This is a genomic window from Rhizobium herbae, from assembly GCF_017873135.1.
Lineage (GTDB): Bacteria > Pseudomonadota > Alphaproteobacteria > Rhizobiales > Rhizobiaceae > Pararhizobium > Pararhizobium herbae.
Genome location: NZ_JAGGJV010000004.1, coordinates 338,133 through 361,102, shown reverse-complemented (window position 1 = coordinate 361,102; position 22,970 = coordinate 338,133). Strand labels below are relative to the sequence as shown.

The following is a 22,970-nucleotide window of genomic DNA, read 5'->3' as shown; positions in this document are numbered from 1 at the left end:
ATTCCGGTGAAAGACCATGGAGTTGAAGCTGATGACGGAGCAGCGCGCGTGAAGTCGGTCTTTAAAAAGATACGCCTGCCCCGGAAGGTGATGTTCTTCATCGCCGGCGTCCTCGTGCTGTCCGGCGCCTCCGGCGCTTTCGCCGTTTATTCCGTCAAGGATGCTTTTCTCGGCGCGGGCGAGCCGGATGCGCCTTCGCTCTCGGGTCTTGCCTGCACCACCATTGAAACGCTGAAAATGCGCCGCAACGGACAGCGCTGGATTCGCAAATATGTCAGCACGGAATCGGCCTCGGGCGTCGATCGTGTCCGTACGGCATTGCGCATCACCGGCCTGCTCGCCAAGGAAGAAAAGGCCGATCTCTATCAGGTTGTCGTTCTAGACGCCGCCGGCCCCCTGGATCGTGCCGAACGGCGAGGCCCGGCCATCGGTGCCGAGGTACTTTTCGCGCCCGACCCGAGCAAATTGTCGGGGATGACGACGCCTTTCGTCGCGCGCTACAACGAAAGCAAGGCGAATACGGTCGGCTTGTTCTATGGTCGCGAAGTCGCTCTTTCCACCGACGATATCAAGAACACGATGATGGCGATGGACGACAAGTCCGATTGCTTCGACCCGGTTGCTGCCGCCGCAGCCGCAATCGCTGGTGCTGCCGGATCGGAAGCCGGTGCGCACGGCGAAGAAGCGGTTGCATCCGAACATGGCGATGAGGCAACTCCTGCGGCGCACGGCGAAGACGCTGTCTCTCCTGATCACGGCGAGGCGGTTGCTCCGGAACACGTCAAGGCCGAACCAAAGGGTTTTCTTGGTTCCATGATCGCGATGGTTCTGGGCGACAAGGAAACGCCGGCGGCCGATGTCGCTGTCGATCAAGCGACTGATCAGCCTGCCGGCGAAGACACCGGTCATTAGCCGGTACTGCAAGGTCATCACGGAGATGGTGGCGGGACTGGCAGCCCGCCATCTGTCCCGTTGATCCCGTTCGCGTCAGATGACAGCGCTGCCGGCCATGAAGGCAAGCACCACGAAGATCAGGAAGACGATCAGGGCGATTGCGAACAGCACGCGCGCGATCGTCGCGGTTGCGGCCGAAACGCCGGAAAAACCGAGAAAACCTGTAATCAGCGAGATGACCAGGAAGATAAGCGCCCATTTCAGCATGGAAGGTTCCTTTTTGGATTCTGCGGGGATTGACGCGCAGGATCGGGAAAAGTTCCATCTGCCGGGTCGAACGCGCCAGTCCCCGAAAGGTTTGGCGCGTTCATGATGCAGGCCGGAAGTCTCAGTCCGCCTTGTTGCGGCGGGCCGGGAAGAGGATGATGTCGCGAATCGACGGCGCGTTGGTCAGAAGCATGATCAGGCGGTCGACGCCGATGCCTAAGCCCCCGGCGGGCGGCATGCCCTGGTCGATGGCGTCAAGGAATTCGTCGTCGAGCTGCTTGTCTTTTTCGCCGCGGGCATGGGCCTGCTCCAGCTGCTCGACCATGCGCTTGCGCTGCTCTTCCGGATCGTTGAGTTCCGAGAAGGCGTTGCCCAGTTCCCAGGCGTTGCAATAGGTCTCGAAACGCTCGACCAGGCGTGGTTCGCCGGGCACTTCCTTGGCAAAGGGCGAGATGTCCTTCGGGAAATGCGTGACATGGCTCGGCTGGATCAGCGTGCCCTCGACCTTTTCCTCGAAGATGAACGCAAGGCATTCGCCCCAGGTCCAGTCCTTCTCGACCTCGAAGCCGGCAGCCTTGGCGGCGGTGCGGGCTTCCTCGTCGGTTTTCATCGCCAGGAAGTCGATGCCGGTGGCTTCCTTGACGGCGTCCGGCATGGGCACGCGCTTGAACGGGCCCTTGAAGGAGATTTCCTTGTCGCCGAACATGAATTCGGTGGTGCCGTGAATGCTCATCGCCAGCTTGGTAAAGAGCCGTTCGACGAGGTCCATGATGTCCTCATAGTCGGCATAGGCCCAGTAGCATTCCATCATGGTGAATTCGGGATTGTGCCGGGTGGAGACGCCTTCGTTGCGGAAGTTGCGGTTGATCTCGAACACCTTGTCGGTCAGGCCCGACACCAGCGTGCGCTTCAAAAACAGTTCCGGCGCGATGCGCAGGTACATGTCGAGCTTCAGCGTGTTGTGATGCGTCTTGAAGGGTTCGGCGGTTGCGCCACCATAGACCGAATGCAGCATCGGCGTTTCGACTTCCATGAAGCCATCGTCTTCCATGAAGCGGCGGATGCCGGAGACGATCTTCGAACGCTGCTGGAAGCGGAGCTTGGAGTCCTCGTTGGTCATGATGTCGAGATGGCGCTTGCGATAGCGCTGCTCGATGTCGGAGAGGCCATGCCACTTCTCGGGCATCGGCAGCAGCGACTTGGTGAGCATGGTGATTTCCTGCGCATTGATCGACAGCTCGCCGCGCTTGGTGCGCCGGACAACACCGGTGACGCCGATGATGTCGCCGAGATCGATCAGCGGCAAAAGGTTTCTTGCCTCTTCCGGGGTCGTGTCCTTGTGGGAAAAGATTTGGATCTTGCCGCCGGCGTCATGGATATCCATGAACATGCCGGAGTTGCGCGACGAGTAGACTCTGCCTGCGACGGTGACGACATCGTCCGTCACCACGTCCGCTTCCAGGTTCTCATATTTGCTGGCCAGTTCCGCATTGGTGATGGTGCGGTGGAAATGTGCCGGATAGACGTCGCCGATCTTTTCGCGCAGCATCTTCAGCTTTTGCGCGCGCACTTCGGTGACGTCGGAGGAGAGGGCGATTTCGGTCTTGTTGTCAGACATGGTTCAGTTCCGTCTCACGGTTCCCGGTCTCCGTCATTCCTGTGCTTGTCACAGGAATCCAGTGCGCCCAAGTCTTTGGGCGCGGGAGACCCTTGATGTTCATTCACGGCGCAGACGCACCGTGGCTGGATTCCTGTGACAAGCACAGGAATGACGGAGGAAAGAGGTATGCTCCATCAAGTCCTGCGTGTCCTGCCGTTCGAAAACGGCGACCTTCTATTTCGAGCCAGCCATCGACGCAGCAACCTGGCCGGCCACCTTCAGGCGCTGGCGCACGACCGAGCGGCCGAGGATCGCCATCGAGTCAAACAGCGGCAGCGAGCGGGTCGAGCCGGAGACGGCGACAAACAGCGGCGCCACGATGACCTTCAGCTTCTTGCCCATGCGGTCGGCGATGGCGCGAAGCTCGGCTTCGATCGACTCGACGTTCCATTCGAGGATCTTTTCCAAATCCGGCTGAACTGTGTTGAAAATCTCGACCAGTTCCTCCGGTGTCGACTTGACCTTGGCGAAGGATGAGGCGTCAAGCGCGAGATCGGATTTGAACAGGAAGCCTGCCAGATCCGGCAGTTCGCCGAGCTTGGAAATGCGCGACTGCGAGAGCTTGAGCCCCTGCTTGATGCGGTCGTTTTCCATCGCCCAGGCAAGCACGCGGGCAGCAAATTCGTCTTCGGTCAGGCCTTCGCGCAGCCAGCGGCCGTTCAGCCAGTCTAGCTTCTGGATATCGAAGATCGCGCCTGCCTTGGAAAGATTGGCCGGATCGAATTTTTCCGCCAGCTGATTCATGGTCAGCATTTCCTCGCCTTCGGCAATCTGCACGAAGAACAGGCCGAGGAAGTTCATCAGTGCTTCCGGCAGGTAGCCGAGCGCGGTGTAATACGAGATCGAGGTCGGGTTCTTGCGCTTTGACAGTTTCGACTTGTCGGCATTGCGCATCAGCGACAGATGCATGAACACCGGCGGCTCGAGACCGAGATACTGGTAGATCAGGATGTGCTTGGGCACCGAGGACAGCCATTCCTCGCCCCGCGCCACATGGGTGATCTTCATCAGATGGTCGTCGACGACATTGGCCATGTGATAGGTCGGCATGCCGTCGGCCTTGAGCAGAACTTGCATGTCGACCGCATCCCACGGGATATCGACTTCGCCATAGACGCCGTCGACGAACTTGCAGGAGCCTTCGGTCGGAATCTTCATGCGCACGACGGTTGGTTCGCCGGCAGCCATCCGCGTCGTGACTTCCTCCGCCGAAAGCGTCAGGCAGCGGCCGTCATACTTTGGCGGCTTGCCGGCGGCGCGCTGGGCTTCGCGCATTTCGGCCAGCCGCTCGGGCGAGCAGAAGCAGCGAAAGCCGTGGCCGTTGGAAACGATCTTCTCGACGAAAGGGAGGTAGGTGTCCTTGCGGTCGCTCTGGCGATAGGGGCCGTAGGGGCCGCCGATATCCGGGCCTTCCGACCATTTCAGGCCGCACCATTTCAGCGCGTCGAGAACCTTCGTTTCGAACTCGGGCGTCGAGCGGGTCGCATCGGTATCCTCGATGCGCAGGATGAACTCGCCACCCATTTTCTGCGCGAAGAGATAATTGAACAACGCGATGTAGGCGGTGCCGACATGGGGCTCGCCGGTGGGAGAAGGTGCGATGCGCACCCGGACTGGTCTGTCTGTCATGATCCTGGCCCGTGCTTTACGTGCTTTCGGCCTTCCTGCCGGGAGAGGGATATCCGGACGCGAAGGCGCATGCTTTTAAGGGAAGGAAGTGCCCGATCGATGCCTGAAACGGCGGAAAATACCGGAAATTCCATATGGCTGGCGTGAGACCATATTCAAAAGGGCGCGTCAAGGAAAACTGCGCTGTGATAGGCGGTGGCAGCGCTTCAAAAGGCAGTTGACAAAATCTCTGTTGCCTTATATTTAACCGACAAGTTAATTAACTATTTGGTTTAATAGTCATGACTCAGGATCGCCTCAGCATTACCCTGTCGGCGCTCGCCGACCCGACGCGGAGAGCAATCCTGGCGCGGCTGGCATCGGGCGAGGCGTCGGTCAACGAATTGGCTGAGCCTTTCGCCATGAGCCTGCCGGCCGTTTCCAAGCATCTGAAGGTGCTGGAAAAAGCCGGCCTGATCAGCCGTGGACGGGAGGCGCAGTGGCGCCCCTGCAAACTGGAAGCCGGGCCGCTGAAGGATATCAATGCCTGGCTCGATAACTACCGGCAATTTTGGGAGGAGAGTTTCGACAGGCTCGATCTCTACCTGCAAAAACTTCAAAAGGGAGATGAGAATGACCGCAAGAGCTGAATTCGTGCCGGCCGACAAGGCCAACCTCGTCTTGACCCGGACGTTCAACGCTCCGGCTGCGCTGGTCTACAAGGTCTGGACCGACCCGTATCATCTGGCTCAGTGGTGGGGGCCGCACCACTTTACCAATCCGGTCTGCGAGGTCGATCTCAGGCCCGGCGGCGTTATTCGCATCCATATGAAAGGCCCTGACGGGCAGATGTATCCGTCGAACGGCACCTTCAAGGAGATCGTCGAAAACGAGCGCCTTGTCTTTACCAGTACCTATGACGGCGAAGATGGCGTCCCCATGCTCGAAGCGCTCAATACGGTGACGTTCACAGAGAAAGACGGCAAGACCCAGGTGACCCTGCATGCGCAGGTGCTCAGGGCAACCGAAGCCGTGCTGCCCGCTCTCGATGGCATGGAAGAAGGCTGGAGCCAGAGCCTCGAAAAGCTTGCAGCCGTCATCGCCACTGTCACCGCCGCCTGAACCCTCTCCACCCGATATTCCCCAGAATCGCGCGCACGGCTCTTCAGGGGAGCCTATTTCAATACTCAACAGGAACCCGAATATGTTGAAAATTCTGCTGATCATCCTCGCCGTCATCGTTGTGCTGCTGCTCGCCGTCGTCGTGTTCGCATCGAGCAAGCCAGATACGTTCCATGTCGAACGCAGCGCGACCATCAATGCGCCGCCGGAAAAGATCTTCCCGCTGATCAATGACTTCAACCAGTGGCAGTCCTGGTCGCCTTATGAAAAGAAGGATCCGGCCATGAAGCGCACGTTCGATGGCGCGACAAGCGGCCGGGGTGCCGTCTACAGCTGGGACGGCAACAACAATGTTGGCGCCGGACGCATGGAGATCACCGAAGCGACGCCGTCCTCGAAGGTGCAGATCAAACTCGATTTCGTCCGTCCGTTCGAAGGGCATAACGTCGCCACGTTCACGTTTTCGCCGGCGACACAAGGCACGGCGGTCACCTGGGCGATGGATGGACCGAGCCCGCTCATTGCCAAGGTCATGGGTCTGTTCTTCAACATGGACACGATGATCGGTGGCGATTTTGCCCAGGGGCTGGAGAACCTGAAGGCTATCGCCGAGAAGTAGGCCGCATAGGCGGGAACCATTGCGGGCCTGGTCCGTTTTCCCAATGAGGAGTGCGGACCGTGCCAACCGGACCCGAGGGAGATGGAGAACGCGGAGATTTTTCCGGTTTCTCTTCGCGGCCAACGAAAAGGCAGGCGAGCTTCTTACCCCTTCGGCTTCGTATCCTCATCGATCGATATGAAAAAGGCCCGGGACTGTTGTCCCGGGCCGCTTCAATTTCTGATGCTACGTATGGTTAGTGCTTTGCAGCCTTGTCCCGCTGCCGCTTGCGGCGCGACAGCATGTTGAGCACTTCGACCAATGCCGAGAAGGCCATGGCGGCATAGACGTAGCCCTTCGGCACGTGGATGCCCATGCCTTCGGCAATCAGTGTCGTGCCGATCATCAGCAGGAAGCCGAGTGCCAGCATGACGATGGTCGGGTTCTTCTCGATGAAGCGGGCGAGCGGGCCGGAGGCGACCAGCATGACGGTCACGGCGACAACGACAGCAACCACCATGATCGGCAGGTGCGGCGTCATGCCGACGGCGGTGATGATGCTGTCGACGGAAAAGACCAGGTCGAGCAGCAGGATCTGGCCGATGGCGGCGGTAAAGCCGGTGGTCACCGAGCTTGCAATGAAATCTTCTTCATGGTCGGCCGGGTCGACGTTGTGGTGGATTTCCTTGGTGGCCTTCCAGACGAGGAACAGGCCGCCGGCAATCAGGATCATGTCCTTCCAGGAGAAGCCATGGCCGAACGCCTCGAAGACGGGCGTCGTCAACTGCACGATCCAGGCAACGGTGCCGAGCAACGCAAGCCGCATGACCAGCGCCAGGCCGATGCCGATGCGGCGTGCCTTTTCCCGGTTTTCTTCCGGCAGCTTGTTGGTCAGGATCGAGATGAAAATGAGATTGTCGATGCCAAGCACGACTTCCATCACGATCAGCGTGATGAGGGCGATCCAGGCAGTCGGATCTTGCATGAGGAGCGTAATGTCCTGCATCGGGGGTAGTTCCTTCCTCGATTCAAAGGGCACATAAGGGAACCCGCGCAGCCGATGGGCAGCGCGGGCGAAAAATGACTTACCCTATGTATGCGGAATCTGCGCCATGACAAGCGCTGCAGGTGGATCAGGCAGCCTTTGATACCGTTAACTCTTCACTGGAATCCAGATTTCGGTGAGCCCCATGCCCGTCCGGGGATCGAACCGGTCGTCATAGCGCTCCATCAGGTCCGGAAGTCCGGCGTGCTTATAGCCGGATTTGGGAAGCCATTCGGTAAAGATCACGTGGCATGTGGCGCTGATGCCGGAGATATGGCCGCGATGGGCAAAGATCGCATAGGTCTGGGCGGGAAGCTTCATGCTCTCGAAGCCTTCAGGCAATTCGCTGGTGTCGCGAACCTTGGCGGCGGACATATATTGGAAGCTGCTGTCCTGACCGTCCTCCTGCGTGCAGATGCCGTAGGCAACATTGCCGACCTGGCCCGGAATAGTGCCGAAATGCTCGTTGAACCGCTGCCATAACGAGGGAATGCCGGCATTGCCGCCGTAGCTGTAGGTCTGCTGCAGCCCGGCCATCAGCATGGCAGGTGCGGTTTCAAAGCGGGGCTCTTCAAGTTTGGGAAGGGGTGCGGTGTTCATGCGGATGGGCTCCATGAGCTCGAGATCGCCAATGTGCCCCCGGTTGCGAACCTCCTCCGGCGTCACGCCGAAATGATCGCGGAAGGCACGGGTGAAGGCTTCATGCGAGCTGTAGCCCGCATCAAGGGCGACTGCGAGGATGCTGGATGCGCCATCGGCAAGGGACAGGGCCGCCGCGCTCAGGCGTCGTGCCCTGATATAACCACTGATGGAGCAGCCTGTTGCCAGGCCGAAGACGCGCGACAGGTGATAGCGGGAAAGCCCGGCCGTCTCCGCGATCTCCTCCAGCGAAATGTCCCTGGCGTAATGGCTCTCGATGAACCAGAGCGCCTTGCCGATTGCATTCATCCAACCTCCCGCAGCAAACCGGATACCGTCTTAGCGCTGATCGTCGGAGCGCATTTGATCGTGGTTGCTGGATTGATGCCGGCATGACCGCAGTTCGGTAGCTTTCAGTCGTCCGTGGTTTGCCGTACTCCGTATGCGGCCATGAAGACGCGAACGGCGCCGCCGATGACCCGATCGATTTCCTCCGGCGGCGGCGGGGTCTCCATGGTTCCGAAAAGGCGGAGCTTGAAGAAGCCTCCACTGGAAAGATCGAGAAACTGGCCAGCCGCCAGATCGAGGTCGTCGATCTTCAGGCTGCCGATGTCGACCTGGTGTGCCAGGAACTCCTGGATGACCGTCCGCAGGTTTTCCGGTCCTTTGAAGAAGCGCTTGCACAGATCGGGCATGCGATCGCGGACACCGAGAACGGTGCGCATCGCGGTGATCACTTTTTCATCGGTCATATGGGTGACGAAGCTGACGCCGAATTTGTAAAGGCCGGTTTCGACATCCTCATGGGCGGCCAGCACCGTGCGAACTGCCGCGAGAAAAAGAGCCCGCTCCTTTTCGATCATCGCCGAAAACAGGTCTTCCTTGTTCTGGAAGTAGACGTAGATCGTGCCTTTGGAAACGCCTGCTTCCCGCGTTATGTCGTTCATGCTGGCGGCGTCGAAACCGACGCTCATGAACACGCGTTTTGCGCCCTCGATGATCTGCTCGCGCTTTGCCGGATCCTCGCCGGCGGCACGGCGTCCGGAAAGGGAATACGCTTCGCCGGGGCAGTCGAGGGTGCCTGCTGGTTCTGCCAATTTTTCGTTACCTTCGGACATTTTTGTCTCATTGTTAACTTTTCGAACCGAACGGTTCGATTTGACTTGATATGTGAGTGAATTCGCATTATGTCAATCGAACTGAACGGTTCGGTTCGAATTTCTCACATTAGGGCTGGTAGTGCAACATGTCAGTTTCAAGCAAATCCGGTGCCGCTCATGTTCGCCCCGTCGGCGATGATTTCGTGGCGCCGAGCGAGCAGGTCGAGGCTCCCCAGGCCAAGAGCGTAACCGAGCCGGCGGCCGAAGCGCAGGCGGCGCCGCAAGATGTTGTTGCTGCAGAAAAGCCTGCGCCCAAGCGCCGCAAGATGGTGATGCCGGTGATCGTTATTGCCGCACTCGCCGCCGGTGGCTGGTATGGCTACGAATGGTGGACCAACGGTCGCTTCATGATCTCGACGGACGATGCCTATGTCGAAGGCGATATCGCGTCGATTTCGCCGAAGGTCTCCGGTTATATCGAAAAGGTCAATGTCGTTGCCAACCAGCATGTCAAGGCCGGCGACGCGTTGATCACCCTCGACAAGGAAGACTACCGGATCGCTGCCGACCAGGCGCAGGCGCAGATCGATACGGAGAAGCTCTCTCTGAAGCGTTTCGATGCGCAGATTGCAGGTGCTGAAGCTAGCGTGCAGCAGGCAGAAGCTCAGAAAACCGCCCTTGAGGCGACCGTCCGGGGTGCCGAAATCACGCTCGCGCGTGCCAGCGACCTCCAGTCAAAGGCAGTCGGTACGGTCGCCTCCCTCGATGATGCCAAGGTTGCGGTCGATCAGGCCAAGGCCAATCTCGTAGGCGCGGATGCCAGCATCGCGACTGCCAAGGCCAATATCGCCGTTCTGGTCGCCCAGCGCGCCGAGGCCGAAAGCACAATCCGGTCGCTGCAGCTCGCCCATGACAAGGCTGTGCGCGATCTGGGCTTCACGGTTCTGAAAGCGCCCTATGACGGCATCATCGGCAATCTTGCGGTTCAGGACGGCGATCTGGTCTCTGCCGGTCAGCGTCTGGCTGCTCTGGTTCCGGTCGACCAGCTCTATATCGACGCCAATTTCAAGGAAACGCAGATCGCCCATATGGTTCCGGGTTCGAAGGTCAACATCCACGTGGATGCCTTTGATGAGGCGCCGATCGTCGGCACCGTGCAGTCGATCTCGCCGGCCTCCGGTTCGGTGTTCTCGCTGCTGCCGGCCGAGAATGCCACGGGCAACTTCACGAAGGTGATCCAGCGCGTTCCGGTTCGGATCGTCTTCCCGAAGGAAGTGCTTGATAGCGGCCGTCTGCATGCGGGCCTGAGCGTTGTCGTCGATGTCGATACCCGCACGGCGCCGAAGACGCAGGATACCGCCGCGGTCAAGTGATCCGTGTACCGCGCCGGTTTAGGCGCGGCTTCAACGGTCGATAAACGTCCCGAGCAGATGTGCCGGGGCGATGTGATGCACCATTTTTCATGATTACGATGGCTGCCCTGTTCACTTGAACGAGAGTCACGCCAGGAGCAACGCCGATGGCTGCCACTGCAACAGCGGGTACCATGCCGCTTCCCGCCGCCCGCGTGGAAGAGAAGATGGATCCGAAACGCCTGATCGCCTTCTTCGCGATGGTGTTCGGCATGTTCATGTCGATCCTCGACATCCAGATCGTCTCGGCCTCGCTCGCAGAAATCCAGGCGGGTCTGAGCGCCGGCTCGGACGAGGTCGCCTGGGTCCAGACGGCCTATCTGATCGCGGAAGTCATCATGATCCCGCTGTCGGGCACGCTGGCTCGCATCGTTTCGACGCGCGTGCTGTTCTCGGTCTCGGCTGCGGGTTTCACGGCCGCCAGCGCTCTTGCCGCGACCGCGACCAACATCGACCAGATGATCATTTATCGGGCGTTGCAGGGTTTCATCGGCGGCGGCATGATCCCGTCGGTGTTCGCGGCCGCCTTCACGATCTTCCCACCGTCCAAGCGCAGCATCGTCTCGCCGATCATCGGCCTTGTCGCAACGCTGGCTCCGACCATCGGCCCGACCGTCGGTGGTTATCTCAGCCATGCCTTCTCCTGGCACTGGCTGTTCCTCATCAATGTCATTCCCGGCATCATCGTCACCATCGTCACCTGGAATTTCATCGATTTCGACAAGCCGGAACTCAGCCTGTTTAAGAAATTTGACTGGTGGGGCCTGCTGTCGATGGCGGTTTTTCTCGGCGCACTGGAATATGTGCTGGAGGAAGGCAACAAGAACGACTGGTTCAGCGACGAATACATCTTCATGGGTGCGGTCGCATCCGGGATCGGTGCTCTGGTGTTCTTCTATCGTGCGTTCAAGGTCGATTTCCCCATTGTCGATCTCAGAGCCTTCGCCAATCGAAATTTTGCGTTCGGGTCGCTGTTTTCGTTCGTCATGGGCATCGGGCTCTATGGCCTGACCTATCTCTATCCGGTCTATCTCGGCCGTATCCGCGGCTATGATTCGCTGATGATCGGCGAAACGATGTTCGTGTCGGGGCTGGCGATGTTCTGCACGGCGCCGATCGCCGGCAAGGTATCGACCAAGCTCGATCCGCGCATCATGATGGCCATCGGCTTTTCAAGCTTTGCCATGGGCACCTGGCTCATGAGTTCGCTGACGGCCGACTGGGATTTCTACGAGCTCCTGCTGCCGCAGATCCTGCGCGGTTTCGGACTGATGATGTGCATGGTGCCGATCAACAATGTCGCGCTTGGCACATTGTCGCCAGCCCGTATTCGCGGCGCCTCCGGTCTCTTCAACCTGACGCGCAACCTCGGCGGTGCCGTCGGTCTCGCCGCGATAAACACCATTCTGACGCAGCGTCAGGAGGAACACTACGCCCGCCTGCAGGAACATGTGCAATGGGGCAATCCCGAGGCCATGGACCAGATGAACAACATGATTGCCAAGTACAATTCGCATGGTCTCGACGGCGCAACCATCGCCATCCAGAAGCTGTCCGGGATCGTGACCCAGCAGGCGATGATCATGTCGTTCATCGATGTCTTCCTGATCCTCACCTGCCTGTTCGGCGCCCTGGTCTTCTGCGCCTTCCTGATCCAGAAGCCGCAACCTGCGCCAACGGGAGCTGGAGGTGGTGGAGGTCATTAGCGATCGGCCGCCGACGAAACCTTCGCCCTGTACGTCTTTGAGATCATCAGCCAGAATGCCCTGAAGGCAACTTCAGGGCATTTTGCATGAATGGTCGTACAATCTTTCCGCTGTCCAGGCGGTCGCTTCTCACCAATCTTCTTGGCCTCGGCGTTTTGTCGTCAGTCACTCCGGTATTTTCCGCGACAGGACCGAAGCCGGCTTGGCCGCCGATCGATGCGACTTTCATTTTCACGGCCGATGTCCACACCTGCCTGGTTTCCGGTGGCACGCTCAGCCCCAATTGCGCGCAGGAAGGCAAGACTGACGCCAACCTCCTGAGGCATGTTGCGGCGGTCAATCACATTGCGGAGTATAAATGGCCGAAGGAAATCGGCGGTTTGGCCACCGGTCTTGCCGGCGCGGGACAGAAGATCGCCACGCCGCTCGGCATCGTGATTGGCGGCGACATGACCGATGATGGCGGCGGCCAGGTAAAGGTTCCCGGCGAAGGCCATCAGCTGCTGCAATTCTCCAGCCGCTATCAGCAGGGTACAGGGCCGGATCGTGTGCACTTCCCGGTCTACAATGGCCTTGGCAATCACGACCTCGATCAGGACGGCGCTCCGCCGCATATCGACTGGTACCGCCGCGAACTGCGCGACTATGTCGAGCTCAATCACCGCCAGACCGTGTTCTACAAGCCGCCGGTGGCGGTCGCCAACTACGATATCGATTCCGACAATTATTCCTGGGACTGGGGCGGGCTGCATCTGGTGCAGTTGCAGCGCTTCGGCGGCGACACTAACAAGGGCGCGATCAGCGGGTTGGACTGGCTCAAGCAGGATCTAGCCAACTTCGCAGCCGATGGCCGCCCTGTCGTCCTGTTCCAGCATTATGGCTGGGATCCGTTCTCGCTGGAGAAATGGGACCCGGCGAAGATGACCTTTGATGACGAGGGTTCCGGGCATGCCCACTGGTGGAGCGAGGACGACCGTGCGGCCCTGCTTGCCGTGCTGAAAGGCTATAATATTATCGGCCTGTTTCACGGGCACGAGCACGATACACCGATGATCTACAAACAGGGCGACCTCGATCTGTTCAAGCCGATCGCCACCTATATGGGCGGTTTTGCGCTCGCCCATATCACTGCGGATTACATGGATGTCGTCCTCGCGCAGGCGCATGGGAATACCGGTGAGGTGACGTTTCTCAAGGCGTTCAGCAAACGGATTTCCTGACATTCAAGACGACAATTAGCCAAAGTCGAGCCTGGAAAAATTTTCTGATTTACGTACATCAAATTTTCCTCTAAGGCTCTTTCCCGGAGGAAACATGCGCCCGACAGTTCACGATATTGCCGCTGCGGCAGGGGTCAGCCTTGCGACCGTCGACCGGGTTTTGAACCGGCGTCCCGGTGTGCGCGGGGTTACCCGCGAAAAGGTCGAACAGGCGATCGAGCGCATTGGTTACATCAGAGACGTGGCGGCTGCGAACCTTGCCAAGAGCCGTGTCTACCCCTTTGTCTTCATTCTGCCATCCGGCGACAATTCCTTCATGCGCGGGCTCGAAGCGCAGGTGCGCGCCGCGATCGGCCGCTCACCGGCGGAGCGCACGGCAATTTCCATCGTCACTGTCCCCGCTTTCAATCCCGAAGCGCTGGTCGCAGCACTGGATGAGGCGCGCGCGACATCGCCTTCCGGCGTGGCGGTCGTGGCGATCGATTCTCCCGATGTGATTGCCGCCGTTGATCGCCTGCGGGGTGAGCGTATCCCGGTCGTGACACTGGTTTCCGATCTGGCCGGTTCCAAACGCGATCATTTCGCAGGCGTAGACAACATTGCCGCGGGCCGCACGGCGGCGAGCCTGATGGGCCGCTTTCTCGGAGGCCGGTCAGGGCCTGTCGCGGTGTTGGCCGGTTCCATGCTGGTGCGCGACCATCGCGAACGGCTCGATGGATTCAGCGCGGTCATGAATGAGAGTTTTCCAGGCCATGCCCTGTTGCCTGTCCTCGAGGGGCAGGACGATCCTGCCCTGGCGGAACAGCTTGTTGGCGAAGCGCTTGCGGCATCGCCTGAGATCGCGGGTATCTACAGCCTCGGCGCCGGCAATCGCGGCCTGATCGCGGCCTTGAAACGGCGAAGGAATGGCGTGCCGGTGTGCGTGATCGCGCATGAACTGACACAGCACACGCGGGCGGCACTGAACGATGGGTTGATCGACGCGATCCTCAACCAGGATGCCGGCCATGAGGTGCGCAGCGCCATCCGTGTGCTGAAGGCCAAGGCTGACGGCGTCGCAGTGATCGGCGCGCAGGAGCGCATCCGGATCGATATTTTCCTGAAAGACAACCTGCCCTTCGAGCGGGACGGTCATGACAATCAAGAGCCCGAACCGGGCAGACAAGACTAGGGAGACCATCATGTATCTGGGCATCGACCTCGGCACATCCGGGGTGAAGGCACTGCTGATCGATGACGGCCAGAAGGTTGTCGGTTCCGCATCCGGCGCCATGGATGTTTCGCGCCCGCATCCCGGCTGGTCGGAGCAAGACCCGGCGCACTGGATCAGGGCAACGGAAGAGGCGATCGCCGGTTTGAAGGCCTCGCATCCAGCCGAGCTCGCAGCTGTCAAGGGCATCGGTCTATCGGGTCACATGCATGGGGCGACATTGCTGGATGATCAGGACAGGGTGCTACGCCCTTGCATTCTCTGGAACGACACCCGCAGCGCAAGCCAAGCCGCGGCATTGGACGCGGACCCGCAATTCCGGGCGCTGACCGGCAATATCGTCTTCCCCGGCTTCACCGCGCCAAAGCTCGTCTGGGTCGCTGAAAACGAACCGGACATCTTTGCGAGGGTACGCTGGGTCCTTCTGCCCAAGGATTATCTGCGTCTCTGGCTGACGGGTGAACATATCTCCGAAATGTCGGATTCGGCCGGCACGTCCTGGCTCGATACCGGCAAGCGCGCCTGGTCGGATAGCCTGCTTTCCGCGACCGGCCTCGACAGGAAGCAGATGCCCGACCTCGTGGAGGGCACCGAGTATGGTGGGACGCTGAAGGGCGATCTGGCGGCAAAATGGGGAATGAACGCCAATGTCGTCGTCGCCGGTGGCGCGGGGGACAATGCAGCGTCCGCCTGTGGCATGGGCACGGTCGGCGAAGGCCATGCCTTCGTGTCGCTCGGCACCTCCGGCGTGCTGTTCGCCGCCAATTCCAGCTATCTGCCCAATCCCGCCAGCGCCGTTCACGCCTTCTGCCACGCGCTGCCCAACACCTGGCACCAGATGGGTGTCATCCTGTCGGCAACCGATGCACTCAACTGGCATTCCGGCGTCACCGGCCAGAGCGCCGCCGACCTGACGAGCGAGCTTGGCGATACGCTCAATGCCCCCTCCGGCGTCACCTTCCTGCCCTATCTTTCCGGTGAGCGTACGCCGCACAACGATGCTGCCATCCGGGGCGTCTTTGCCGGGCTTGGCCATGAAAGCAGCCGGGTCGTCTTGACCCAGGCAGTTCTGGAGGGCGTGTCCTTCGCATTGCGCGACAGTCTCGAAGCGTTACGCGCTGCCGGCACCAACCTGTCCCGCGTCACCGCCATCGGCGGCGGCTCGCGCTCGCGCTACTGGCTCAAATCGATCGCAACCGCGCTCGACCTGCCGGTCGACGTTCCCGCCGATGGCGATTTCGGCGCCGCATTCGGCGCCGCCCGTCTCGGCCTGGTTGCCGCCGCCAAAGCCGACCCACTCTCGGTCTTCACAGCGCCGGTGACCGCCGAAACCGTCCAGCCGGACGTTTCGCTGCGCGGCGCCTACGAGGATGCTTATCACCGCTATCGCCGCCTCTATCCGGCGATCAAGTCGGCGACTGCAAACTAGAAGTTGCTCCTCACCCTAACCCTCTCCCCGCAAGCGGGGAGAGGGGACAACAGAAGGTGCGGCATCTCCTTCGCCCCGCTTGCGGGGAGAAGGTGCCCGAAGGGCGGATGAGGGGCAGAACCATACACTCGAATTCCAATCCAAGGAGACAATACCATGAGCACCGGTTTCTTCGGCGATATCGCCAAGATCAAGTATGAAGGCCCCGACAGCACCAATCCGCTGGCCTATCGCTACTATCAGCCTGACGAGATCGTCATGGGCAAGCGCATGGAAGACCATCTGCGCTTCGCGGTTGCCTATTGGCACACCTTCACCTGGCCCGGCGGCGATCCCTTCGGCGGCCAGACGTTCCTGCGCCCCTGGTTCGAAGACACGATGAAGGCCGCCAAGCTGAAAGCCGATGTTGCCTTCGAATTCTTCCAGCTGCTCGGCACGCCTTATTACTGCTTCCACGATGCCGACGTGCGTCCGGAAGGCAAGAATTTCGCCGAGAACACAAAGAACCTCAACGAGATCGTCGACTACTTCGCGGAGAAGCAGGCCGCCACCGGCGTGAAGCTGCTCTGGGGCACGGCAAACCTCTTCTCCAACCGTCGCTTCATGTCGGGTGCCGCGACCAATCCGGATCCGGATGTCTTTGCGTTCTCTGCCGCGACGGTGAAGACCTGCATGGATGCAACGCAGAAGCTCGGTGGCGAGAACTATGTTCTCTGGGGCGGCCGCGAAGGCTACGAGACCTTGCTCAACACCGATCTCAAGCGCGAACTCGACCAGCTTGGCCGCTTCCTCAATCTCGTCGTCGAATACAAGCACAAGATCGGCTACAAGGGCACGATCCTGATCGAGCCCAAGCCGCAGGAGCCGACCAAGCATCAGTACGACTACGACGTCGCGACGGTCTACGGCTTCCTCAAGAAGAACGGCCTCGAAAACGAGGTGAAGGTCAATATCGAGCAGGGCCACGCGATCCTTGCCGGCCATTCTTTCGAGCATGAACTGGCGCTCGCCAACGCGCTCGGTATCTTCGGCTCGATCGACATGAACCGCAACGACTACCAGTCCGGCTGGGATACCGACCAGTTTCCGAACAACGTTCCAGAAATGGCGCTCGCCTACTACCACGTTCTGGAAGGCGGCGGCTTCAAGACCGGCGGCACCAACTTCGATTCGAAGCTGCGCCGCCAGTCGCTCGATCCGGCCGATCTGCTGATCGGCCATATCGGCGGCATGGATTGCTGCGCCCGCGGTCTGAAGGCGGCGGCAAAGATGATCGAGGACAAGGCACTCTCCAAGCCGCTCGCCGATCGCTATGCCGGCTGGGATTCGGCCGAAGGCCAGAAGCTGCTCGCCGGCGGTTACTCGCTGGACGAGATCGCGCAGTGGGTCGAAGCCAAGGACGTCAACCCGCAGCCGCGATCCGGCAAGCAGGAGCTGCTGGAAAACGTCGTCAACCGCTACGTTTGATAAGGCCTGGTTTTCGAGGAAGGGCCGGGGAGCGAAAGCTTCCCGGTTTTTTGTGAGAGAAGACCATCAACGGGATTTCCTCCGAACGAGCCTGCCGCCGATGGCGTGTTGTCGATCCGCTCTGCGTTCAATCACCGCGTCGCTGCTGTTTTCGTCGCCCGCAGTTGGGCGGTTGACGTGTTCAGAACCACGGCGGCAAGAATGAGGGCCTTCAACGCCTCTTCATCAATCTTGTCGCCCTCATGGAAATCGATGGCGCGCCTGGTATTGCCTTCGAGGCTGGAGTTGAAGAGGCTTGAAGGGTCCTCCAGGGAGGCACCTTTGGCGAAGGTCATCTTCACGGCATTCTTGTAGGTCTCACCGGTGCAGATGATTCCCGCATGCGACCATACCGGAACTCCTCTCCACTTCCACTCTTCGATCACTTCGGGGTCGGCCTGCCTGACAAGGGTTCGGAGCCGAGCAAGCGTCTCGCCCCGCCAGCCGCCCAGCTCCCTGATTCTTTCATCGATCATCTCTGATGGAGACACTTCCTTCCGGGGCTCGTTCTTGCTCATTGTGTTCGTTCCCCTGCGCAGGCGCGTCGCTCGCTGCGCCACTTGGCGGTATAAGGCGCCATGAACATGTACAGACCACTGAACAGGAGCAGGAAGAGTGGAGCCAGCGGCGAGTAGACCACCCAGAGCGGAGGTTCTCCCAGTGCACGGGCGACGAAATTGGCGATGACGCTCACCGTAAAGGCAATGGACAGCCAGCGGTGGCCCTGCCGAATCCATAAGTTCATATGCACTGGAACCTCCTTATGATTATGCGCCGAAGCGGCTCGGGCGAATTTCAGTCGATCCGTGCCAGGACCTGCTCCAGATTTGCAAAGAACTTCGGCCACCCGTATGTGGCGCCCTGGTAGGCTTGCTGCTGATCCGGCCGGAAGCCAGACTGCTCCATGCGAAGGTGGGTCCCAGTGCTTGTTGGGGCGAGACGCCAGGTGACGACACTCTCAAGACCATGGGCATCCCAAGTGTAACGCAGTGTCTTGTTCGGCTCAACTTCCAGAACCTTGCAGTCGACAGAGCCCCACTCTGCGCTAAGTTTGAAATCGTGGTCCACGACGGGCTTGAAGTCGCTCTTCATGAGCCATTCCTCGATCAGATGTGGTTGCGTGAGCGCGCGCCAGATCTTTTCCGGCGGAAAAGCCAGCTCCCGTTCGACAACGACGGAGAGCCTTTCGGTCGAGATTTCGTTCATTGGTCCATCCTTTTGAGTAAATCTTCGAGGTGATCGAACCGGGTCTCCCAGAAGCTGGCCATTTGGCTTGTCCAGTCGACCAGAGGGGCCAAGGCGCCGAGTTGCGCGCTGTAATGCGTCTGGCGTCCCTCGTGGCGGTCGCGCACCATCCCGGCTCGCTTTAGAACCGCAAGATGCTTCGAGACGACCGGTTGCGAGACACCTGCCCGAGCGGTCAAAGCCCCGACGGTCTTTTCTCCTTCGCGGCACAGCCGTTCGAAGAGAGCTCGCCGAGTGGGGTCGGCGAGCGTTTTGAAGAGTACGTCGTGAGTGTTGGACATCTGGAATTCATACCTTTTCGGCTATTGATTAACGTATAGCCATGGAGGTATGAATGAGTCAAGCGGTAGCGTGAATTGACGCAATGAGGGACTTCACGGGAGTCTCCGGCCATGTGTGTCGGAGAAGGTCTCTTCCATCGATTGCGGAGTTCATCGCGCAGTCAGCGCGTCGCCCATTCCCGTGACGGCGCGGAGACGGAATTGCGCACCACAAGATCGGGCCGAAGCAGAATCTCCGTCTCGGCCGGCTGGCCGTCGGACAGGAGTTCCAGCAGCAGTGCCATGGCGTGCTTGCCGATCAACGTGCGCGGCTGGCGGATCGTCGTCAGCGCGGGGGACATGAAGGCGGCCTGCGGCACATCGTCGAAACCCGTCACCGAAAAGTCCCGCGGAATATCATAGCCGCGCGCGCCAAGGCCGATCATCACGCCGATCGCGGTCTGGTCGTTGACGCACATGAAGGCCGTCGGCAGCGTGTCGCGCATGAAAAGCTGCTCGACCGCCAGCCTGCCGCTTTCGATCGTGCCGTCGCCTTCGAGCACGATGCGCAGATCGGCGCCGACGCCTGCCGCGTCCATTCCTGCCTCATAGCCCATGCGTCGCCGCGTATAGGCCAGCCGCGTGCGGGAATCACCGATGAAGGCGATCTTGCGATGCCCTTCGGCGAGCAGAAGGTCGACCGCCTTGCGGGCACCTTCGATATCGTCGACGCCAACATAGGGAATGCCGCCGTTGAAGACCGGTTCGAAGACACCGACGCTGGGTGGCAATCGGGCGGTCATGGTCTGATGGCCGAATGGCAGGATGCCGGTGAACAGGATCAGCCCGGCTGCCTGGTTGGAGTTGAGGAACTTCAGATATTCCAGCCCGCGCTGGGCATCATTCTGGGTGTGTCCAATCAGGATGCCGTAGCCATGCGAGCGGGCCTCGTTCTCCAGACCCACCAGGATGCTGGAGAAATTGGGGTCGCCGATATCCGGTGCAACGACGAGAATCATGTTGGACCGGCCGAGCCGGAGGCTGCGAGCCATGGCATTGGTCGTATAGCCGGTGATGGCGATCGCCTGGCTGACCTTCAGCCGCGTCGAGTTTGCGACTTTCTCCGGCATATGGATGGCTCGCGAGACTGTCGCGATCGAAACCTCGGCAATCCGGGCGACGTCTTCGATGGTTGCCGGCGTGGAATTCGACACTGCGCTCTGCCTTGGGTTTAGTCTCGGCGGGACACTACACAGAGTTCCCGAGAGGTCAAAGCCCGCTTGGATAAAATCTCCGTCATGTCCAGATGTAAACCTTTACATCATCTATGTAAAGGTTTACATAGCATCTCAAGCGGACGGGAGCCGCAGGGAGGGACTATGAGTTCGGAGACCATCGACGCCGGTGCCGGCGCGGTCGTGCTGTCCGCGCGGCGGATCAGCAAGTCGTTCAACGGCGTGCAGGTGCTTTTCAGCGTCAATTTCGATCTGCGTGCCGGCGAAATCCATGCGCTCATGGGTGAGAACGGCGCCGGAAAATCGACGCTCGTCAAAATCCTCTCCGGCTTCGAGCAGCCAACCTCCGGCGAAATCATTCTTGATGGCAATCCGGTCAAGCTGCCGCCCAACGGCGCGGCCGAGGCGCTCGGCATCGTCATCATCCACCAGGAATTCAATCTGGCCGAACACCTGACCGTCACCGAGAGCCTGTTTCTCGGCCGCGAGGTGACGCGCTTCGGCATGCTCGATCGCAAGCATATGCGGGCGGAAACGCGCCGGGTTCTCGATCTGCTCGGCTCGCATGTCGATGAGAATGCAATGATCAGTTCGCTGTCCATCGCCGACAAGCAGATGGTGGAAATCGCCAAGGCCATCAGCCGCGATGCCCGGGTGGTGTTCATGGACGAACCGACCGCGGTGCTGTCGCGCGAGGAGACCAATTACCTGTTCAAGCAGGTGCGCAAGTTGCGCGATCAGGGAACGAGCTTCGTCTTCGTATCTCACAAGCTCGACGAAGTGATGGAGCTGACGGATCGGGTCACGGTGCTCCGCGACGGGCAATGGATCAAGACGTCGCCGACAGCGATCCTCGATGGTGAATCGATTGCCCAGTTGATGGTCGGGCGCGAACTTTCCAAGCTTTTTCCGGCCAAGACCGAGCCCGATGTCGATGAAGAGATCATGCTCAGCGTCAATTCGCTATCGACCGGCTATGTCCGGGATGCGAGCTTCGAGGTGCGCAAGGGCGAGATCCTCGGTTTTTCCGGCATGATCGGCTCGGGCCGCACGGAACTGATGGAGGCTGTTGCCGGGTTGCGGTCTCGCGCTTCCGGCGAGGTGGTCATCAAGGGGGAAACCGTGCCTTCGGGTGACGTGCACGCGGCAAACCGTTGCGGCCTCGCCTACATGACCAAGGATCGTAAGTCGAAGGGGCTGCTTCTCAATTCGCGCATGACGGCCAACCTGACGCTGCAATCCCTCGAAAATCACGGCAAGCTTGGTTATCTCAACCCGGCCAGCGAGGCTGCCGCGCTGGAGCGCGCGCGCCGCCGCTTCGACATCCGGGTGCGCGACGGCAACGTCGTCGCCGGCCGCATGTCGGGCGGCAACCAGCAGAAGCTGCTGCTCGCCAAGGTCATGGAAACCGAGCCGGACATCATCATCATCGACGAGCCGACGCGCGGCATCGATGTCGGTACCAAGCAGCAAATCTATCATTTCATCTCGGCGCTCGCCCGCGATGGGCGGGCGATCATCGTTGTATCGTCGGAGATGCCCGAGGTAATCGGTCTTTGCACGCGCATCGCGGTCATGCGCGAGGGGCGGATCGTCGGCATGCTGGAGGGGGATGAAATCTCCGAACAGGAGATCATGCGCTATGCGGCGGGTTTGAAGAAAAAGGCTGTCGCCTGACCGCGCAAAGACGCGGGCAGGGACGGGATGTGAATTCCCAGAGACAATGGGACGGGAGGTTGGTTTGAATATGAGCGTGAATGAGGACACCAGGGAAGTCCGGCGTCGCAACTGGCGGGATGTCGACCTTCGGGCCGTCGCACCCTTTGCAGCTTTGGTGCTGCTTCTCATCCTCGGGGCGATCGTCAACCCGAATTTCATCGGAATAAACAACCTCGCCAATGTCGCGACCCGCAGCGCCTTCATCGCCATCATCGCGATCGGTGCGACGTTCGTGATCTCGTCGGGCGATCTCGATCTGTCCGTCGGGGCGATGGTCGCGTTCGTCGCCAGCCTGATGATCCTGTTCATGAATTCGGGTGTCATCGCTGATCCGGCCTTGATGCTGACCGCCGCCGTCGCCTTCACGCTTGTGGGCGGCGCCGCTTGCGGCCTGGTCAATGGATTGATCACGACAGTGGGCAGGATCGAACCGTTCATCGCCACCCTTGGCACGATGGGTATCTATCGCGGCCTGACCACCTGGCTTTCGCAGGGCGGGGCGATCACGCTGCGCGACCCTCAGCTGCAGGAGCTCTACCGTCCGGCCTATTTCGGCTCGATCCTTGGCTTGCCCGTGCCGATCGCGGTAATCTTGGCGGTCACCTGCGTTGCGGCTTTCATTCTCTATCGCACCCGCTACGGCCGGCATGTCGTCGCCGTCGGCTCGAACAGCGACGTCGCTCGCTATTCCGGCATTCCGGTTAACCGCGTCCGCACCATCGCCTTCGTGATCCAGGGGCTCTGCGTCGCCATTGCCGTCCTCCTCTACGTGCCGCGGCTCGGATCGACCTCGGCAACGACGGGTATCCTCTGGGAGCTGCAGGCGATCACCGCCGTGGTGGTTGGCGGCACGGCGCTCAAGGGTGGCGCTGGACGTGTCTGGGGCACGATCTGCGGTGCCTTCATCCTCGAACTTGTCGGCAACATCATGCTGCTTTCCAACTTCATCAGCGAATATCTGATCGGGGCCATCCAGGGTGCGATCATCATCATCGCCATGCTCGTTCAGCGCTCGCTGGTGCGGAAATCGTGAATAACCGGGTTCATGGGTCGCCCGGTCACCGACTGCCAGACCCGCATTCACTAGGGAGAGAG

Annotated in this window: 23 protein-coding genes; 12 read left to right on the top strand and 11 right to left on the bottom strand. The window is 60.2% G+C overall.

All coding sequences use genetic code 11. The features are described from left to right. Positions 1-48: 48 nt before the first annotated feature. Positions 49-912, top strand: coding sequence for a hypothetical protein (locus J2Z75_RS13375; RefSeq protein ID WP_234937322.1), 864 nt, complete (start codon positions 49-51; stop codon positions 910-912). Positions 913-987: 75 nt separating this feature from the next. On the opposite strand, the gene J2Z75_RS13370 is transcribed toward J2Z75_RS13375, so the two are convergent. From J2Z75_RS13370 to gltX, 3 genes are all read right to left on the bottom strand, one after another. Beyond that, a complete protein-coding gene (locus tag J2Z75_RS13370) occupies positions 988-1,161 on the bottom strand; it encodes a DUF1328 domain-containing protein (protein WP_209853093.1) in 174 nt (57 codons plus the stop codon). 121 nt (positions 1,162-1,282) lie between these two features. Beyond that, positions 1,283-2,779, bottom strand: coding sequence for a lysine--tRNA ligase (lysS, locus tag J2Z75_RS13365; protein WP_209853091.1), 1,497 nt, complete (start codon positions 2,777-2,779; stop codon positions 1,283-1,285). A 216-nt stretch (positions 2,780-2,995) separates the two neighbouring features. Beyond that, complete coding sequence (gene gltX, locus J2Z75_RS13360; protein WP_209853089.1) at positions 2,996-4,450, bottom strand: glutamate--tRNA ligase; 1,455 nt, start codon at positions 4,448-4,450, stop codon at positions 2,996-2,998. Between the two features lie 281 nt (positions 4,451-4,731). Here gltX and J2Z75_RS13355 point away from each other — a divergent pair, with 281 nt between their 5' ends. From J2Z75_RS13355 to J2Z75_RS13345, 3 genes are all read left to right on the top strand, one after another. Further along, positions 4,732-5,079 (top strand): ArsR/SmtB family transcription factor, encoded by a 348-nt coding sequence (locus J2Z75_RS13355; RefSeq protein ID WP_209853087.1) that lies wholly within the window; start codon positions 4,732-4,734, stop codon positions 5,077-5,079. After that, on the top strand, positions 5,063-5,551 hold the full coding sequence (locus tag J2Z75_RS13350) for an SRPBCC family protein (RefSeq protein ID WP_209853085.1): 489 nt from the start codon (positions 5,063-5,065) through the stop codon (positions 5,549-5,551). The genes J2Z75_RS13355 and J2Z75_RS13350 overlap by 17 nt, the downstream gene beginning before the upstream one ends. Before the next feature lie 82 nt (positions 5,552-5,633). Then, positions 5,634-6,170 (top strand): SRPBCC family protein, encoded by a 537-nt coding sequence (locus J2Z75_RS13345; RefSeq protein ID WP_209853083.1) that lies wholly within the window; start codon positions 5,634-5,636, stop codon positions 6,168-6,170. Positions 6,171-6,405: 235 nt separating this feature from the next. Here J2Z75_RS13345 and J2Z75_RS13340 read toward each other — a convergent pair whose 3' ends face one another. The 3 genes from J2Z75_RS13340 to J2Z75_RS13330 all read right to left on the bottom strand — a co-directional run bounded on the left by J2Z75_RS13340 (position 6,406) and on the right by J2Z75_RS13330 (position 8,951). Then, entirely contained in the window at positions 6,406-7,155 is a 750-nt protein-coding gene (locus J2Z75_RS13340) for a TerC family protein (RefSeq protein ID WP_209853082.1), read from the bottom strand. Positions 7,156-7,302: 147 nt separating this feature from the next. Next, positions 7,303-8,142, bottom strand: coding sequence for an AraC family transcriptional regulator (locus J2Z75_RS13335; RefSeq protein ID WP_209853080.1), 840 nt, complete (start codon positions 8,140-8,142; stop codon positions 7,303-7,305). A 104-nt stretch (positions 8,143-8,246) separates the two neighbouring features. Continuing rightward, positions 8,247-8,951 carry a TetR/AcrR family transcriptional regulator gene (locus J2Z75_RS13330; protein WP_209853078.1) on the bottom strand — a complete coding sequence of 235 codons (705 nt, stop codon included), beginning with the start codon at positions 8,949-8,951 and terminating at the stop codon, positions 8,247-8,249. A 128-nt stretch (positions 8,952-9,079) separates the two neighbouring features. On the opposite strand from J2Z75_RS13330, the gene J2Z75_RS13325 reads away from it, so the two are divergent. The 6 genes from J2Z75_RS13325 (at position 9,080) to xylA (ending at position 17,377) form a co-directional block, all read left to right on the top strand. Further along, entirely contained in the window at positions 9,080-10,306 is a 1,227-nt protein-coding gene (locus J2Z75_RS13325; RefSeq protein WP_209853071.1) for an HlyD family secretion protein, read from the top strand. A 146-nt stretch (positions 10,307-10,452) separates the two neighbouring features. Then, complete coding sequence (locus J2Z75_RS13320) at positions 10,453-12,051, top strand: DHA2 family efflux MFS transporter permease subunit (protein ID WP_209853069.1); 1,599 nt, start codon at positions 10,453-10,455, stop codon at positions 12,049-12,051. A gap of 86 nt (positions 12,052-12,137) precedes the next feature. Next, positions 12,138-13,271: a metallophosphoesterase gene (locus tag J2Z75_RS13315; protein WP_209853067.1), complete on the top strand. Its 1,134-nt coding sequence runs from the start codon at positions 12,138-12,140 to the stop codon at positions 13,269-13,271. A gap of 94 nt (positions 13,272-13,365) precedes the next feature. Then, entirely contained in the window at positions 13,366-14,442 is a 1,077-nt protein-coding gene (locus tag J2Z75_RS13310) for a LacI family DNA-binding transcriptional regulator (protein WP_209853065.1), read from the top strand. 10 nt (positions 14,443-14,452) lie between these two features. After that, on the top strand, positions 14,453-15,910 hold the full coding sequence (gene xylB, locus J2Z75_RS13305) for a xylulokinase (RefSeq protein ID WP_209853383.1): 1,458 nt from the start codon (positions 14,453-14,455) through the stop codon (positions 15,908-15,910). Positions 15,911-16,066: 156 nt separating this feature from the next. Beyond that, on the top strand, positions 16,067-17,377 hold the full coding sequence (gene xylA / locus J2Z75_RS13300; protein ID WP_209853063.1) for a xylose isomerase: 1,311 nt from the start codon (positions 16,067-16,069) through the stop codon (positions 17,375-17,377). A 131-nt stretch (positions 17,378-17,508) separates the two neighbouring features. Here xylA and J2Z75_RS13295 read toward each other — a convergent pair whose 3' ends face one another. From J2Z75_RS13295 to J2Z75_RS13275, 5 genes are all read right to left on the bottom strand, one after another. Next, complete coding sequence (locus tag J2Z75_RS13295; protein ID WP_209853060.1) at positions 17,509-17,934, bottom strand: DUF1801 domain-containing protein; 426 nt, start codon at positions 17,932-17,934, stop codon at positions 17,509-17,511. Further along, on the bottom strand, positions 17,931-18,167 hold the full coding sequence (locus tag J2Z75_RS13290) for a hypothetical protein (RefSeq protein ID WP_209853059.1): 237 nt from the start codon (positions 18,165-18,167) through the stop codon (positions 17,931-17,933). The genes J2Z75_RS13295 and J2Z75_RS13290 overlap by 4 nt, the downstream gene beginning before the upstream one ends. 44 nt (positions 18,168-18,211) lie before the next feature. Beyond that, positions 18,212-18,622 carry an SRPBCC family protein gene (locus tag J2Z75_RS13285; protein WP_209853057.1) on the bottom strand — a complete coding sequence of 137 codons (411 nt, stop codon included), beginning with the start codon at positions 18,620-18,622 and terminating at the stop codon, positions 18,212-18,214. After that, positions 18,619-18,942, bottom strand: a complete 324-nt coding sequence (locus J2Z75_RS13280) for an ArsR/SmtB family transcription factor (protein WP_209853055.1) — start codon at positions 18,940-18,942, stop codon at positions 18,619-18,621. Before J2Z75_RS13280 ends, J2Z75_RS13285 begins: the two co-directional genes overlap by 4 nt. A gap of 161 nt (positions 18,943-19,103) precedes the next feature. Then, entirely contained in the window at positions 19,104-20,135 is a 1,032-nt protein-coding gene (locus J2Z75_RS13275) for a LacI family DNA-binding transcriptional regulator (protein WP_209853053.1), read from the bottom strand. A 165-nt stretch (positions 20,136-20,300) separates the two neighbouring features. Here J2Z75_RS13275 and J2Z75_RS13270 point away from each other — a divergent pair, with 165 nt between their 5' ends. Both J2Z75_RS13270 and J2Z75_RS13265 read left to right on the top strand, forming a co-directional pair. Next, the gene (locus J2Z75_RS13270) at positions 20,301-21,833 is read left to right on the top strand and encodes a sugar ABC transporter ATP-binding protein (RefSeq protein WP_209853046.1); all 1,533 of its coding nucleotides are present in this window, start codon (positions 20,301-20,303) and stop codon (positions 21,831-21,833) included. Between the two features lie 70 nt (positions 21,834-21,903). Continuing rightward, positions 21,904-22,908 (top strand): ABC transporter permease, encoded by a 1,005-nt coding sequence (locus tag J2Z75_RS13265; protein WP_209853043.1) that lies wholly within the window; start codon positions 21,904-21,906, stop codon positions 22,906-22,908. Positions 22,909-22,970: the final 62 nt, after the last annotated feature.